This window comes from Streptomyces sp. NBC_00009 (assembly GCF_045040855.1).
GTDB classification, from domain to species: Bacteria; Actinomycetota; Actinomycetes; order Streptomycetales; family Streptomycetaceae; genus Streptomyces; species Streptomyces aureus.
Window position 1 is genome coordinate 4,167,257 of record NZ_CP108312.1, and the last position, 13,573, is coordinate 4,180,829.

Annotated in this window: 14 protein-coding genes and 1 rRNA gene; 2 read left to right on the plus strand and 13 right to left on the minus strand. The window is 69.7% G+C overall.

Going from position 1 to position 13,573, the window contains the following annotated elements:
• Positions 1-16 precede the first annotated feature (16 nt).
• Positions 17-133 (plus strand): 5S ribosomal RNA (rrf, locus tag OHA58_RS18820).
• An 83-nt stretch (positions 134-216) separates the two neighbouring features.
• Here rrf and OHA58_RS18825 read toward each other — a convergent pair.
• Genes OHA58_RS18825 through OHA58_RS18840 form a run of 4 tightly spaced genes read right to left on the minus strand, consistent with a single transcriptional unit; the run spans position 217 to position 3,862 of the window.
• The gene (locus OHA58_RS18825) at positions 217-879 is read right to left on the minus strand and encodes a response regulator (protein WP_405480072.1); all 663 of its coding nucleotides are present in this window, start codon (positions 877-879) and stop codon (positions 217-219) included.
• Positions 876-2,126 carry a sensor histidine kinase gene (locus OHA58_RS18830; RefSeq protein WP_405480074.1) on the minus strand — a complete coding sequence of 417 codons (1,251 nt, stop codon included), beginning with the start codon at positions 2,124-2,126 and terminating at the stop codon, positions 876-878. Before OHA58_RS18830 ends, OHA58_RS18825 begins: the two co-directional genes overlap by 4 nt.
• A 36-nt stretch (positions 2,127-2,162) precedes the next feature.
• Positions 2,163-2,936, minus strand: coding sequence for an ABC transporter permease (locus OHA58_RS18835; protein ID WP_405480076.1), 774 nt, complete (start codon positions 2,934-2,936; stop codon positions 2,163-2,165).
• Positions 2,933-3,862, minus strand: coding sequence for an ABC transporter ATP-binding protein (locus OHA58_RS18840; RefSeq protein WP_405480078.1), 930 nt, complete (start codon positions 3,860-3,862; stop codon positions 2,933-2,935). The genes OHA58_RS18835 and OHA58_RS18840 overlap by 4 nt, the downstream gene beginning before the upstream one ends.
• Before the next feature lie 104 nt (positions 3,863-3,966).
• Here OHA58_RS18840 and OHA58_RS18845 point away from each other — a divergent pair, with 104 nt between their 5' ends.
• A complete protein-coding gene (locus OHA58_RS18845) occupies positions 3,967-4,524 on the plus strand; it encodes a GNAT family N-acetyltransferase (RefSeq protein ID WP_405480079.1) in 558 nt (185 codons plus the stop codon).
• A gap of 6 nt (positions 4,525-4,530) precedes the next feature.
• Here OHA58_RS18845 and OHA58_RS18850 read toward each other — a convergent pair whose 3' ends face one another.
• From OHA58_RS18850 to OHA58_RS18890, 9 genes are all read right to left on the minus strand, one after another.
• Positions 4,531-6,090 carry a TraM recognition domain-containing protein gene (locus tag OHA58_RS18850; RefSeq protein ID WP_405485037.1) on the minus strand — a complete coding sequence of 520 codons (1,560 nt, stop codon included), beginning with the start codon at positions 6,088-6,090 and terminating at the stop codon, positions 4,531-4,533.
• A gap of 97 nt (positions 6,091-6,187) precedes the next feature.
• Entirely contained in the window at positions 6,188-7,615 is a 1,428-nt protein-coding gene (locus OHA58_RS18855) for an ATP-binding protein (RefSeq protein ID WP_405480080.1), read from the minus strand.
• Positions 7,616-7,630: 15 nt separating this feature from the next.
• Positions 7,631-9,190: an SCO6880 family protein gene (locus OHA58_RS18860; protein WP_405480081.1), complete on the minus strand. Its 1,560-nt coding sequence runs from the start codon at positions 9,188-9,190 to the stop codon at positions 7,631-7,633.
• The gene (locus OHA58_RS18865; protein ID WP_405480082.1) at positions 9,187-10,521 is read right to left on the minus strand and encodes a hypothetical protein; all 1,335 of its coding nucleotides are present in this window, start codon (positions 10,519-10,521) and stop codon (positions 9,187-9,189) included. Before OHA58_RS18865 ends, OHA58_RS18860 begins: the two co-directional genes overlap by 4 nt.
• Positions 10,511-11,317: a hypothetical protein gene (locus tag OHA58_RS18870; RefSeq protein ID WP_405480083.1), complete on the minus strand. Its 807-nt coding sequence runs from the start codon at positions 11,315-11,317 to the stop codon at positions 10,511-10,513. Before OHA58_RS18870 ends, OHA58_RS18865 begins: the two co-directional genes overlap by 11 nt.
• Positions 11,318-11,460: 143 nt before the next feature.
• Positions 11,461-11,769: a hypothetical protein gene (locus OHA58_RS18875; protein ID WP_100595588.1), complete on the minus strand. Its 309-nt coding sequence runs from the start codon at positions 11,767-11,769 to the stop codon at positions 11,461-11,463.
• Between the two features lie 374 nt (positions 11,770-12,143).
• Positions 12,144-12,368, minus strand: a complete 225-nt coding sequence (locus tag OHA58_RS18880) for a DUF397 domain-containing protein (protein ID WP_405480084.1) — start codon at positions 12,366-12,368, stop codon at positions 12,144-12,146.
• The gene (locus OHA58_RS18885) at positions 12,361-12,546 is read right to left on the minus strand and encodes a DUF397 domain-containing protein (protein WP_405480086.1); all 186 of its coding nucleotides are present in this window, start codon (positions 12,544-12,546) and stop codon (positions 12,361-12,363) included. The genes OHA58_RS18880 and OHA58_RS18885 overlap by 8 nt, the downstream gene beginning before the upstream one ends.
• Positions 12,547-12,557: 11 nt before the next feature.
• Entirely contained in the window at positions 12,558-13,403 is an 846-nt protein-coding gene (locus OHA58_RS18890) for a helix-turn-helix domain-containing protein (protein ID WP_405480088.1), read from the minus strand.
• Positions 13,404-13,573: the final 170 nt, after the last annotated feature.

Sequence of the window (13,573 nt, forward strand, 5' to 3'; positions counted from 1 at the left end):
GACAGTTTCATAGTGTTTCGGTGGTCATAGCGTGAGGGAAACGCCCGGTTACATTCCGAACCCGGAAGCTAAGCCTCACAGCGCCGATGGTACTGCAGGGGGGACCCTGTGGGAGAGTAGGACGCCGCCGAACTATTTTTGATAAAAAGCCTCATTCCCCGAGTGAAAACTCGGGGGATGAGGCTTTTTTGCGTTCAGGAAAAGGCGCCTTCGGATTTACGCCGGCTCCACCAGTTTCGCGTCGTACGCCACGATCACCGCCTGCACCCGGTCCCTGGCCCCCGTCTTCGCCAGAATGCGGCTCACATGCGTCTTCACCGTCGATTCGGCGAGATGCAGGCGTGCGGCGATCTCCGAATTCGTCCAGCCCTGGGCGATGACCGTGAGGATCTCGCGCTCCCGGTCCGTGAGGGCGGCGATCCGGGGGTCGGGGCCCTGGGGTGCGTGCGTGGCCGGCAAGTGCTGTACGTATGCGTCGAGGAGACGGCGCGTCAGGCTCGGGGCGACCACCGCGTCGCCTGTCGCCACCGCGCGGATCCCGGAGAGGAGCTCCTCCGGCAGCGCGTCCTTGACGAGGAATCCGGACGCTCCCGCCCGCAGGCCGTCGTACGCGTACTCGTCGAGGTCGAAGGTCGTGAGGATCAGGACCCGGGTGCGGTCGCCGGACGCGACGATGCGGCGTGTGGCCTCGATGCCGTCGAGGCCCGGCATGCGGATGTCCATCAGGACTACGTCCGGGTGGAGGCGCGCCGCGAGGCGGACCGCCTCGGCGCCGTCGCCCGCCTCGCCGGCGACCGTCAGGTCGTCCTGGCTCTCCAGCAGCATGCGGAAACCGAAGCGCTGCATGGGCTGGTCGTCGACGATGAGCACGCTGGTCACGGAGAGGGTTCCTTCGGGAGGTGGAGATGGACGCGCCAGCCGCCCGGGGGCGTGGGCAGCGGGCCTGCCTCAAGTGTGCCGTCGTAGAGGGAAGTTCGCTCGCGCATGCCGGTCAGGCCGCGGCCCGCGCCCGGCTCCGGCGCCGGGCCTCCGCGGCCCGTGTCCGTGACGCTGACGCGTACCCCGTCGTCCCCGTACGTGACGTCGACGGCCGCGGCGGCGCCCGGACCGGCGTGCTTGAGCGTGTTGGTGAGCGCCTCCTGCACGACCCGGTACACCGTCAGTTCCTTTCCGGGGGCGAGGGAGTCGGGGTGGCCACGCAGTGCGAGACGTACGGGCAGGCCCGCCGCGCGGACCCCGTCGACGAGCCGGTCCAGGTCCGTGAGCGCCGGCTGGGGTGCCAACTCGGCTGTGGGCACGGCCTCTTCGCGTAGTACGTCGAGGAGGCGGCGCAGTTCCGCAAGGGCCTGGCGGCTCGTCGTGGCGATGGCCTCCAGCGCCTGTCCTGCGCGTTCGGGGTTCTTGGCCGCCGCGTAGGAGCCGCCGTCGGCGAGGCCTGTGATGACGGAGAGGTTGTGGCCGATGATGTCGTGCATCTCGCGGGCGATGCGGGTGCGTTCCGCCGCCGCGGCGAGCTGGGCCTGCTGGTCGCGCTCGACTTCGAGTCGGCGGGCGCGTTCGACGAGGGACGACGTGTACTCCTGGCGGCTGCGGACCGCGATGCCGAGCAGCGCCACCAGGGTGATCGCCCATACCTGCGGAACGATCTGCTGGTCCCAACTGCCCTTCGGATAGCGGAAGACGCCCACGACGACCGGCACCAGCGTCAGCGCGCAGGCAGCCGCAAGGAGCTTCGGCGGGCGGCGCAGCGCGACGTTGAACACGACGATGAGCTGGACTAGGGCCGCCTGGAGCAGAGCACCCGTCCAGCTGTTGACGACCCCGGCCGCCACCATCACCGCGAGTGCCGCCATCGGGCGCGTGCGGCGCCACAGCAGGGGCACCGTCAGCGCGAGGCTCAGGCACAGGACCAGCGGGCCCGGTACGTCGGTGTTGTGGGCGATGTTGCGCCAGCCGCCGCCCGTGTAGTCGACGAGGGCGGCGATCACGAAGAAGCCCGTCAGGACCAGGTCCCAGCCGAGCGGGCGGCGCCGGTCGAGGGCGCGCACCCGCTCGGTGAGCCGCTGGACGTACGCGGTGAGGGGGAAGGGTGCTCGCTCGGGCCCCTGAGTCCTGTCGTCCGTCACCGGTTCATCCTCGTACGGGAAAGGGTTCCGCGGGGGTCATACGTCGCGGCGCCGCAGGAGCAGGGCCGCGGCCGTGAGGACCGCGGCGGCCCACAGGGTCAGGGAGAGGAGACCCAGGGCGGGGGAGACCGCGCCGGCGAGGTGGGTGGCGGAGCCGAGGGGTTCGGCGGACTGGGTCGGGAAGTAGTTCACGGCGCTGTCCACGGCGTCGTACGGGAGCATGCCGAGGATCTCGGGGAGGATCAGCACGGCGCCGACGAACGCGCCGATCGCGGCCGGGACCGAGCGGAGCAGGGCGCCGAGGCCGAGGGCGATCAGGCTCATGAGGGTGATGCCGGCGGCGTTGCCCGCGAGGGCGCCGAGGACGCCCGGGTCGGTGAGCGAGCTCGCCTTGTCGCCGTCGGAGAGCCAGATCTGCGCGACGAGGAACGTGATCACGTTCGTCAGGAAGCCCAGGGTGAACGCGACGGCCGCGAACACGCCGGCCTTGGACCACAGGACGGGCACCCGGCGCGGGACCGCCGTCAGTGAGGCGCGGATCATGCCCGTCGAGTACTCGCTCGCCGTGACCAGGATGCCGAGGACGGCGATGCAGAGCTGCGAGAGCTGGGTGCCGAGGAGGACGAAGACGATTGTGTCGATCTCGGAGTCGTCGCCGTCGTACGTCGAGCCCATGGTGATGCCGACGGCGATGACGAGGGCGCTCGCGACGGCGAGGGTGGTCCATGTGGAGCGCAGGGTCCAGAACTTGTGCCACTCGGAGCGCAGCACGCGGGGCGTGGTGACGCCGTAGGGGACTGCGGTGGTCATGCTGCTGCTCCCGTCAGGGCGGTGGCCTGGTACTCGACCGAGTCGTGGGTGAGGTCCATGAAGGCCTGCTCCAGTGAGGCGGTCTGCGGGGTGAGTTCGAAGAGGGGGATGCCGTGGGTGGCGGCCGTGCGGCCGATGTGCGGGGCGTCGGTGCCGCGGATGTGCAGGGTGTCGGGGGACTCGCCGGTGACCTCGACGCCGGGGGCGCCGGCGAGGAGCTCGCGCAGGCGTACGGCTTCGGGCGTGACGACCTTGACGTAGGCCGCGCCTGATTCGCGTACGAGGTCGGCGACGGTGGTGTCGGCGAGGAGGCGGCCGCGGCCGATGATGACGAGGTGGTCCGCGGTCAGGGCCATCTCGCTCATCAGGTGCGAGGACACGAGGACCGTACGGCCCTCCGCGGCAAGGGACTTGAGGAGGTTGCGGACCCACAGGACGCCCTCCGGGTCGAGGCCGTTGACCGGCTCGTCCAGGATGACGGTGGCCGGGTCGGCGATGAGCGCGGCCGCGATGCCGAGGCGCTGGCCCATGCCGAGGGAGAAGCCCTTCACGCGCTTTCCCGCGACGTCGGTGAGGCCGGTGAGAGCCAGGACGTGGTCGACGCGGGAGCGCGGCACTCCGTGCGTGTGGGCGAGCGCCATGAGGTGGTGGAACGCGGTGCGGCCCGGGTGGATCGAGCGGGCCTCCAGGAGTGCGCCGACCTCGTGGAGGGGCGCGGCATGTGCGGCGTAGGCGCGGCCGCCGACGGTGGCGTGGCCCGCGGTGGGGGCGTCGAGGCCGAGGAGCATGCGCATGGTCGTGGACTTGCCGGCGCCGTTCGGGCCGAGGAAGCCGGTGACGGTGCCCGGGTTGACCGTGAAGGTGAGGTCCTGGACGACGGTCTTGTCGCCGTAGCGCTTGGTGAGTCCGTGTGCCCTGATCGTCATGCTCAGACAGTAGGAAGAGGGCTGGGGGCGGGGCGTCCGACCGCGGTCCGGAGCTGCCGAAATGGTGTAGTACCCCGGTACGACGGTCCCGTAGGGTCCGGCCCATGGAGCCTGCCGAGAAGTACGTCGTACGTCCCGTCCGGTCGGAGGAGTGGGAGGCGGTGCGGGAGATCCGGCTCGCCGCCCTGCGGGACCCGGCGGCGCCGATCGCCTTCCTGGAGACGTACGAGACCGCGCTCGCGCGGCCCGAGGAGTTCTGGCGGGACCGGGCCGGACGGTTCGAACTCGACGGTTCCGGAAACCAGTTCGTCGCCGAGGGAGCGGACGGCCGGTGGTGGGGGTCCGTGACCGTGCGGGTGGAGGAGGCCGGGGCGTCGCTCGCGTTCGGCGACACGAGCGACGTGCGGCAGGCGCATCTCGTCGGCGTGTACGTGCGGCCCGAGCACCGGGGGAGCGGCGTGACCGAGGCGCTGTTCCTGGCGGCCGTGGAGTGGGCGCGCTCGCTGGAGGGACTGGAGCGGGTGCGGCTGTACGTGCACCAGGACAACGCGCGGGCGCAGGCGTTCTACCGGCGGTTCGGCTTCGGCCGCAGCGGGGCGAGCGTGGCGGTGCCGGGCGACCCGTCGAAGGTCGAGTACGAGATGGTCCTGGGGCACCGGTAACAGGCGTTAAGGGACCGGGAGTTCGGCGTGCGGCCAGCGGGCCCGGCCCTGCTCCCGGGACCGGAGGAGGGCCAGGGTCGGCAGACCCCGGTCCGCTCCGGTGGACAGCAGCTCCGGAAGCTGGGGAAGCGGAGCCACCGCGGCGACGTCGTCGAGGACGAGCGTCATTGGTGGGTCGAGCCGACCGGCAGATGACCGTTCGGCCATGCGCCGGCCGTGCTCGACCACGCTTGAGGCGAGGGCCGTGAGGAGGGGCATCGCGCCCGGGTCCGCCTTGGGATCCTCGATGGCTTCACCCACCACATAAAGCGTGCCCCCTTCGTTCACGAAGGAATCCAGGGTGAGCGCATCAGTTCGGTTTGGGGTGCACGCCTCGCGGATGTGGACGGAGAACAGCGAGGACAGCGCGCGGGCCGTCAACTCCTGTGCCATGTCCCGGCGTTCGGGGTGCGAGGTGAGCGCGGCCTCCAGCTCGCCCGCGGCGCCGGCCGCCGCCTTCGGACTCGTACGCAGGATGCGTACGGCCTCCTGGACCTGGGTGCCCTGCGCCCAGCGGTGCACGTGCCGGAACGGCTTCGCGTCCACGGCGGCGGCGTGCAGAAAGCTCCGCAGCAGTGTCTCCGCCGTGTCGGCGGTGGCCGTGTCGAGTTTGGCTGTGGGCCGGATGGGGGCGAGGAGGGCGGCAGCCCGGGACGCGGCCGTGGGCCTGTCCTCGCAGCCCTGCGCCGGGTTCCAGTGGAGGCGGGCGGGGGTGTCGCACAGGTGGGTGGGGTCGTAGACGAGGACGGGGCCGAGCTTCGACCGGGCGTCCTTGGTCTCCGCCCAGACACTCGCCGACGACGTGACGACGAGGACGGGACCCTCGGCGTCCCTGATGGCCTGAATGGCCCGGGGAGCACGGGTCTCGGCGGGCCCGAGGACGACGGGACCGCGGGGGGTGGGGACGGTCGTGGGGGTGGCCGGGGCGGCTGGGATGGCAGGACTCTCGTGACGCTCCTGCTTCTCCTGCTTCTCCTGCTTCTCGTGGTTCTCGTGGGGCTCCGGCCCGGCTGCCGGGACCTCGGAGACCGTGGCCCGGGGAGCGGGAGCGGGAGCGGGAGCGGGGTCGGCCACGGGCGCCGGCTCGGCCGAAGGAGGAGCAGCCGCCTCCGTCCGGCCCCGACGCCGTACGGCCCGCCACCGCGCCACCGTCCCCGCGACGAACACCGTGAGCACGATCAGCACAAGGACCTGGCCGATGAACAGGCCCCAGAACAGCCCGTACCCGGAGAGCTGCCCGTCCGGGGTGTCCGGCCACGCGCCCGGCAGGTCGTGCGGGCGGCCGATGAGGGAGCGCATCGCCACCGGCGTGTGGCGGATCGTCACGCCGTCCGGCCAGGTGCCCTTGGAGAACAGGCCCGACAGGCCCGTCGCCGTCCACACCATGACGGTCATGCCGAGCAGGAACGCGAGCACGCCGAGGAGCAGCCCGTCGGGAATGCCGCGTTCCCGTTCCCGCGGGGCGGGGCCACCCCGGCCCCGGTCCCCGTACCTGTCGTCCTGCTCGTAGGCGTCGTGCCGCCGCATGCCGCTCTCGCTCTCGCCGAGCCCCACCAGTAAAACTTCCCAAGCCTCAGACCTCAGGCCACCGGCCTCCGACCTCAGACCACCGGCCTCAGAGACTTCAGGCCACCGTCGACTCCGAAGAGTCCTTCAGCCGGTCGCCCAGGTGCTGTTCCACGAACGCGGCCGCCCGCTCCTCCGCCTCCAGGTCGGCGGCGCGCAGGGCGTCGTCGCCGAGCGTCTCGGCGGAGGACTCCGTCATGGCGCGGTCGGTGAAGACCAGGGGCCGTTCCGTCTCGGTGATGAGGTGCTTCACGACCTGGACGTTCCCGTTCACGTCCCAGACCGCGATACCCGGGGTCAGCGAGGGGATGATCTCCACGGCCCAGCGTGGCAGGCCGAGTACGAGACCGGTGGCCCGTGCCTCGTCGGCCTTCTGGGCGTAGATGGTCCTGGTCGAGGCCATCTTCAGGATCGCGGCCGCCTCCTTGGCCGCGGCCCCGTCGACCACGTCACTGAGGTGGTGGACGACGGCCACGAACGACAGACCGAGGCGCCGGCCGAACTTCAGGAGCCGCTGGAACAGCTGCGCCACGAAGGGCGAGTTGATGATGTGCCACGCCTCCTCCACCAGGAAGATGCGCTTCTTGCGGTCCGGCCGGATCCAGGTGTGCTCCAGCCACACACCCACGATCGCCATCAGAATCGGCATCGCGATGGAGTTGCGGTCGATGTGGGAGAGGTCGAAGACGATCAGCGGGGCGTCGAGGTCGATGCCGACCGTCGTCGGACCGTCGAACATGCCGCGCAGGTCACCGTCCACGAGACGGTCGATGACGAGGGCGACATCGAGTCCCCACGCCCGTACGTCGTCTATGGCCACGTTCATCGCTTCCGCCGACTCGGGTTCCGGGTGGCGGAGCTGCTCGACGATGTCGGTCAGGACGGGCTGGCGCTCGACGATGGTCTCGTTGACGTAGGCGTGCGCGACCTTGAGGGCGAAGCCCGAGCGCTCGTCGAGGCCGTGCCCCATGGCGACCTCGATGATCGTCCGGAGCAGGGCGAGCTGCCCGGTCGTCGTGATCGCCGGGTCGAGCGGGTTGAGCCGGATCCCCATGTCCAGAGCGGCCGTCGGGTCCAGCCTGATGGGAGTTATACCCAGCTCCTGGGCGATGAGGTTCCATTCGCCGACCCCGTCCTCACCCTGCGCGTCGAGGACGACGACCTGGCGGTCCTTGAACCTCAGCTGCCGCAGGACGTACGTCTTCTCCAGCGCGGACTTGCCGTTGCCGGACTCGCCGAGGACCAGCCAGTGCGGGGCGGGCAGCTGCTGCCCGTACAGCTGGAACGGGTCGTAGATATAGCCCTTGCCGGAGTACACCTCGCGGCCGATGATGACGCCCGAGTCGCCGAGGCCGGGGGCGGCCGTCGGCAGGTAGACGGCCTGGGCCTGCCCCGTCGACGTACGGACCGGAAGCCGGGTCGTCTCCACCTTCCCGAACAGGAAGGAGGTGAAGGCGTCCGTGGCCATGGACAGCGGATCCCGCATCTCAGAGCCCTGCCTCTACCGTCGGATGCCGGTCGCGAACGGCAATGTGTTGACGAAGGCCCGGTGGTGCTCGCGGTCGCACCACTCCAGCTTCAGATAGGACTTGCCGGCGGAGGCGCGGATCGTGCGCTTGTCGCGCGCGAGGCTCTCCGGCGAGCGGGAGGAGACGGTGATGTAGCCGACGAGGTTGACCCCGGCCGCGCCGCTCGCGAGGTCCTCGCCGCGCTGGTCGAGGCGGGTGTTGGCGGCGACGTCGCGCGGGTCGACGGTGCGGTTCATCTTGGCCTGGCGGCTGGCCTCCGCCTCGTCGTTCGTCTTCTCGGTGAGCATCCGCTCGATGGCGACCTCGGTGGGTTCGAGGTCCATCGTGACGGCGACCGTACGGATCACATCCGGGGTGTGGACGAGGAGCGGCGCCAGGAAGTTCACGCCGACCGGCGTCATCGGCCACTCCTTCACCCAGGCGGTGGCGTGGCACCAGGGCGCGCGCGTCGACGACTCACGCGTCTTGGCCTGGAGATAAGTCGGCTCCATCGCGTCCAGCTCGGCCGGCCAGGCGTTGCGCTTGGTCATGGCCTGAATGTGGTCGATCGGATGATCCGGGTCGTACATGGAGTGCACGAGCGAGGCGAGGCGCCCCTGCCCGAGCGGCTGCCGCACCCGGATGTCGGCCTCCTGGAGGCGCGAGCAGATGTCGGTCAGCTCGCGCGCCATGACGACCGCGAGCCCGGCGTCCCGGTCGACCTTGCGGCCGCTGTGGGGACGGGCCGCGCGGGCCATGGCGTGCGCCTCGGCGGCCAGCTCGCGGGTGTAGTGCATGCAGGCCACGAGGTAGGCGCGGTGCTGCTCGCTGCTCGTCGACACCATCGACTGGAGCTGGTTGTACGACTGCTGCAGCCAGCCCGGCGTCCGGTCGTTCCCGCGTACGGCGACGTCCTTGGCGTGCGCGTCGGGGTCGGCGGGGAGCGTACGGGCGAGCATCTGGAGCCGCGTGACGAAGCCGTCCCCATTGGCGACGTGCTTCAGGAGCGTCCCGAACCGGTCGACCAGCGCCTCCTGGTCCTCACTGTCCCGCAGCCCGACACCCGGGCCCTCGATCTCGATGGCGGCGGTGACGGTCCGCCGGTCGGCGTGCAGCAGCACGGCGATCTCGTCCGGCCCGAACGGCGCGGCCAGCCAGGTCAGCCGGCCGATGCCGGGCGGCGGCCCGATCTCCACCTCACGCCCGTCGAGCCGCACCCCCGCGTCCATGGCCCGCGACCGGTACGTCGTGCCGCGCTTCAGCTGCCGCTTGTAACTGCGGTTGATCTCGAACCACTTGTAGAAGGTGCGGTGCTTGTACGGGATGTAGACGGCCGCGAGCGCGATCAGCGGGAAGCCCAGGAGCAGCATGATGCGCAGGGACAGGGCGGGGACGAGAAGCCCGCACATCATGCCCAGGAAAGCGCCCCCGATGATGAGGGCGATCTCGCCGGTCTCGCGGTTCTTGCCGACGATGGCGTTCGGCCGGGCACGGCCGATCAGATACGTACGGCGGGGCGTGACCGATGGGGACACATGGGACTGGGTCGTCAACGCCCTGCACCTCCTTGCCGATTGCTGTTGCCGGTGTTCCCGCCGCTACGCGTATTGCTCGCGTGCGGCGTGCTCGTGGGACTCGTACGGGGCGGAGGTGCGGCGGAGGGGACAGATCCGCCGCCACCGCCACTGCCCCCGGAGGAGGGGCGTGTGCTGTGTGCGGCCACGCCTCCCGACACGGGGTTCGCGGGGCGGGCCTGGGACTGGCCGCCACCGCTGCCGCCGCCACCGTCCGCGCGGGCGCTGTGCGTCTTGATGCCCTGCGAGACGAGTGCGGCGGGCGAACTGATGACTGCGGCCGCCTTGTTCTCGGCGCCGCGCATGATGCGGTTGTTACGGCCGTTGGCGATCTCGTCGCCGAAGCCGGGTACGAAGCGGTAGATCATGCCGCTGGCGAAGATCGCGAGCAGCACGATGGCGAGACCGGAGACGACGGCGGCCAGCGAGTCGGGCCCTTCGGACCCCGACAGCGCACCCGCGAGTCCCAGCACGATCACGATCACCGGCTTCACCAGGATCACCGCGATCATGACGCCCGCCCACCGGCGGACATGCCCCCACAGGTTCTTGTCGACGAGCCCCGCGTAGACCACGACGCCGAGCAGCGCGCCCACGTACAGCAGCACGGCCCGCAGATACAGCTCCAGGTACAGCACACCGGCGGCGAGGATCGACACGAGCGAGACGACGATCAGCATGATCGGCCCGCCCCCTATGTCGTCGCCCTTCTTCAGCGCACCGGAGAACGTCCCGAAGAACGCGTCCGTCTGATCCCCCGTCGCCTTCGCCAGCACATCCGAGACACCGTCCGTCGCGGATACGACGGTGTAGAGGATCAGCGGCGTGAACGCGGACGCGATGACCGTGAGCCAGAGGAACCCGATGGCCTCGGAGAGGGCGGTACCGAGGGGGACACCCCGGACGGCCCTCTTGGCCACGGCGAGCAGCCACAGCAGCAATGTGAGAATCGCCGACGCCGCGAACACGATGGCGTACTGCTGGAGGAACTTCGGGTTGGTGAAGTCGACGTTGGCGGTCTGCTTGATGGACTTGCTGAGCATGTCCACGGTCCAGGACGCGGCGTCGGCACAGCCCTTGGCGAGGGAGGAGAGGGGGTCCAGGGGGTTGGTGGTGCCGGGGGGTGTGGCGGGACCCCCACCACTGGACTTTCCGTTGCCGCGCTCGCAGTACTGCTTGGCAGGTCCGACGATGAGGTCGCACTTGTCATCGGCGGGCACCGCGTAGGCACGGGTCGCCAGCAGGACGGCTGTGGTCTGGACGGCTGCCGCGGCGGCGGCGAGTTTCAGCAGAGGGCGACTACCGGGCATAGGTGAACCCTCCGTACTGCTCAACGGCCTTGGCGATCTCGTCGGCCGACGAGATCTTGTTGTCGCCGTTCACAGGGGACGGTCCGTCCTTCTGGGAGAAGCTCTCGACCTTCCAGTCGCCGTCCGTCCACCGCAGCTTCAGAGTCATCGTGAACCAGTCGTTCGTGACAGGGTTCTTCGTGCTCTCACCGGCCGTGCCGAAGGCACCCGTGCACCAGACCTCCGCGGTCGCCGTGCCGTCCGAGTACGCGGTGGTCTTGGTCCCGACCGGGACGGTGCGTGACACGTAGGTCTGGCCCGCCGGCGCGTTGCCGTTCGTGTCCAGCCCGAGACGGCTGAGGAAGTCGGTGGAGTACGCCTTGTCGAACTTGGCCTCCAGCCCAGCGACCTTGTCGGCGACGAAGAGCTGCCTGACGATCTCGGTCCGGCGGTCCGGCTTCAGGATGTCGGCGGAAACCAGAGCCACCGCATAATTCGCCGCAGCGCTCTGCGCCCCCTGCTTGTCATGGGCGAACCCCGACGCGACCGCCTTCGTCCCCGTAGGGGCCGTCGCGGACGCGCCCGGCTTCTTCCCGTCGCCGCTCCCCGAAGAGGACTCGTCACCGCGGTTCGCGAAGGCGATCGCCGCGATGAGGAGGACCACCACTCCGACCACCGTGATGAGGCTGCGCGACGACGACCTGGCAGGTCTGCGCCCGTCGCCGTACCCGTCGCCCGGCCCGCCCTCCGGCAGGCGCGTGCGGGTCTGGCCCGTGCCGCCGTAGAGGTCGTCGTCGTTGCCGTCGCCCGGACTCATCCCGCGTACGCCCCCTCAGGCTCGTGCTGAACCGCCACGTACGACGGTAGCCGCGCTGCTTTCCGCGCGGGCGCGGTGTGGTGACTCGACATCAGGGAGTTGCAACCTCAGTGCAGATGAGACCGGAGCGGGCGGAACAGGGGCTAGATCGCCATGCCGTACACGATGGTGAAGAGCGTGCCGAGCGAACCGATGATGAATACGCCGGTCAGGCCCGCGACGATGAGGCCCTTGCCCTGTTCGGCGCTGAACGTGTCGCGCAGGGCCGTCGCGCCGATCCGTTGCTTGGCCGCGCCCCAGATGGCGATGCCCAGGCACAGCAGGATCGCCACCGCCATCACGACCTCGACCATCACCTGTGCTTCTTTGCCCAGGTTCTGGAATGGGCCCCAGTCGGGGGCGATCCCGCCGATGATGGTGTCGATGTTGCCCTTGCCGGCTGCCAGCAGCATGTGTAACTCACCGCCCCATGTGGGTAGTTCTGTCGCCCCCGCCGCAGCGCAGAGGTCAGGCCCATTCTTGCCCAGATTGCCGTGGATGCCTGCCGACTTGGCGCCATTCCTTGGCCGAGTTCGTACGTCGGCACGTGTTTGCGTATACGAGCCGACGTATGGTCACTCTGTGTATCACGGAGAGTCACCTGGGGCAATGAACGTCCGGTCTGCGCCGTGACCTGTTGAGTGACGATTCGTTGGCCACTTTTCCGCTCCGCGGCGGCGGCGGCCCGTGGGGTGAATGGCAGATTCGGGCCGGGCTCGGCGGTGCCGCCCGCTGCTGACCTGCGGTCAACGAACGCTCTGGAGGCCCGAATCCGCCAATCCCGTGGCTACGGGCTCTGCTGGTCGGCGTCCTCGACGAAGTGGTCGAACTCGCCCGCCTGGACGCCGAGCACGAACGCGTCCCACTTCCTCTGCGTAGTCGTGACGACGGTCTCGGGGTCGGAGGTCTCACGCAGATACACGAGGTCGTCCGGACCGAAGGCGATCTCGATCCAGGGGCCGGGCCCCTCGGCCCCTTCGGGCGCGGCCCGCTCCCAACGCAGGTCAGACATGAGGCTCCGCCTTGAGCGACTGGAGGAGGGCGGCGAAGGCGCTGGGGGCGGTGGTGAGTATCGCTCTGCTGGGGTCGGCGCTCTCGGTGACGTGCACTGCGCCGGTGTCCTTGGCGACGTGCACGCAGGAGTTGCCCTCCGCGCAGTAAGACGACTTCTGCCAGTTCGGATCTGTCACCTTGGGCTCCTTCACAGGTCGTGGACGACGGAGTGGATGAAGTCCTGCGACTTCGCGGGTGGGAGCGAGGCCGCCTCCATCCGGTCGAGCAGTACGCGGTACTTGTGCAGCTGTGCCTCGGCGTCGAGGAAGACCGGGCCGTGCGACTGGTCAAGGTTCACGGTGTCGAGGTGGGGCACGGGGCCCTCGGAGTAGTAGATCGACTGTCCGGAACCGGCCAGGACCCCGGTGTCGAACGTGATGACACCGATCGCGATGTGCTCGCGCTCGTTCATGTCCAGCAGGTGCTTGAGCTGTGCGCGGGTCACGTCACGGCCCCCGAGCTTCATCCGCAGGGCTGCCTCATGGATGAAGACCTGCTGTGGGACCGGGGACTCCTGGAAGAGGACGGCCTGCCGCTTGATCCGGAACGAGACCCGGTGCTCGACGTCCGGTGGTGGAAGCTGAGGGACGCTCTGGCGGAAGACCTCGCGTGCGTACTCGGTCGTCTGGAACAGGCCGGGGATGTGTACCGTCACGGCCGAGCGCAGACGCATCGAGTTGGATTCGAGTTCGGCGAGGTCCAGAAGGGTGCCGGGCAGGATGTCGCGGTACTCCTCCCACCAGCCGCGCTTCCGGTCGCCGGTCATCCCCGCGATGGCGTCGACGAGGGCCGGGTCGGAGCAGTCGTACTGGGACGCCAGCGTGCGTACGCGTTCCGCGCTCACCCCGACCCGGCCCGTCTCCATGTTGCTGACCTGTGCCTGCTTCATGCCGAGCTGCTGGGCCGCCGCCGTCGAGCTCAGGCCTGCTCGCTCACGGAGCTTGCGCAGCTCGGCGCCGACTCGGAGTTGACGGCCCGTCGGGTTGGTCCTCACGGTCCCAGCTCCTCTGTCCTGCCAAGTCACTCACAGGAGTGGTCATTCTTAATCTTCCCTGGAATCGAGTGAAGAATATAACTCTGGCCGCTAGCTTGAGTGTCCCCAGAAGAACCCCGCTCGACGGAGCGGCATCGTCACTGGGCCACCCAACTCCCCACACCAACCGG

What these genes read in the sequence shown, in the direction of transcription:
- OHA58_RS18865 (WP_405480082.1), bottom strand. Translation starts at nt 10,521, where the DNA reads ATGCCCGGTAGTCGCCCTCTGCTGAAACTCGCCGCCGCCGCGGCAGCC.
- OHA58_RS18875 (WP_100595588.1), bottom strand. Translation starts at nt 11,769, where the DNA reads ATGCTGCTGGCAGCCGGCAAGGGCAACATCGACACCATCATCGGCGGG.
- OHA58_RS18840 (WP_405480078.1), bottom strand. Translation starts at nt 3,862, where the DNA reads ATGACGATCAGGGCACACGGACTCACCAAGCGCTACGGCGACAAGACC.
- OHA58_RS18845 (WP_405480079.1), top strand. Translation starts at nt 3,967, where the DNA reads ATGGAGCCTGCCGAGAAGTACGTCGTACGTCCCGTCCGGTCGGAGGAG.
- OHA58_RS18870 (WP_405480083.1), bottom strand. Translation starts at nt 11,317, where the DNA reads ATGAGTCCGGGCGACGGCAACGACGACGACCTCTACGGCGGCACGGGC.
- OHA58_RS18855 (WP_405480080.1), bottom strand. Translation starts at nt 7,615, where the DNA reads ATGCGGGATCCGCTGTCCATGGCCACGGACGCCTTCACCTCCTTCCTG.
- OHA58_RS18880 (WP_405480084.1), bottom strand. Translation starts at nt 12,368, where the DNA reads ATGTCTGACCTGCGTTGGGAGCGGGCCGCGCCCGAAGGGGCCGAGGGG.
- OHA58_RS18835 (WP_405480076.1), bottom strand. Translation starts at nt 2,936, where the DNA reads ATGACCACCGCAGTCCCCTACGGCGTCACCACGCCCCGCGTGCTGCGC.
- OHA58_RS18850 (WP_405485037.1), bottom strand. Translation starts at nt 6,090, where the DNA reads ATGCGGCGGCACGACGCCTACGAGCAGGACGACAGGTACGGGGACCGG.